The organism is Nguyenibacter vanlangensis (assembly GCF_013376155.1).
Lineage (GTDB): Bacteria > Pseudomonadota > Alphaproteobacteria > Acetobacterales > Acetobacteraceae > Gluconacetobacter > Gluconacetobacter vanlangensis.
Genome location: NZ_JABXXP010001112.1, coordinates 1 through 687, shown reverse-complemented (window position 1 = coordinate 687; position 687 = coordinate 1). Strand labels below are relative to the sequence as shown.

1 protein-coding gene is annotated in these 687 nt (G+C 71.9%); it reads left to right on the top strand.

The annotated features are described in order from the left end of the window. Position 1: 1 nt before the first annotated feature. Positions 2–687 (top strand): AAA family ATPase (locus HUK84_RS21555; protein WP_456306691.1); only part of this gene is annotated, 686 nt, incomplete at its 3' end.

The following is a 687-nucleotide window of genomic DNA, read 5'->3' as shown; positions in this document are numbered from 1 at the left end:
GATCCTGACCGGGCTGGAAGTCGAGCAGGTCCGCCGCTTCGGCGATCCCGCGCGCCTGGCGGGGCTGGGGCCCGGGCTGAACCTGCTGGCCGCGCCGAACGAATCGGGCAAATCGACCTTGCTGGCCGCGCTGCGCGCCGTCTTTTTGCTGCCCCATGGCTCCAAGAGCCGGCCGATCGCCGAGTTGCTGCCCTATGGCGGTCGCGGCGCGCCGCGTATCGCCGTCGATTTTCTGTGTGACGGCACGGCCTGGCGTCTGGAAAAGCGTTTTTTCGGCCGCCCCTTCGCGGAACTGGTCGGCGACGGCGTCACCCTGCGCGGTGACGAGGCCGAATCGCGCCTGCATGCCCTGATCGGCGTCGAGGCCGGCAAGCGCGGCGCCGAGGCGCTGGGCCTGCTGAACGCGCTGTGGGTCGGGCAGGGGCAGAGCCTGGTGCAGCCCGATTTCTCCGACCCCGCCCGTTCGACCCTGCGCGCATGCCTCGAGGCCGATCTGGGCGCCATGACGGGGGGCGAGGCCGCGCAGAAGATCCTGGCGCGCGTCCAGGCGGATCTTTCGGTCCTGCTGGATGGGCGCGGCAATCCCAAGGGCCGCTATCGCGCCGCGATCGAGGGCGAGCAGGCGGCGGCGGCCGAGCTGGCGCGGCTGGACAGCCGCCGCCAGGTGCTGGAGGACGATCTGGAGGC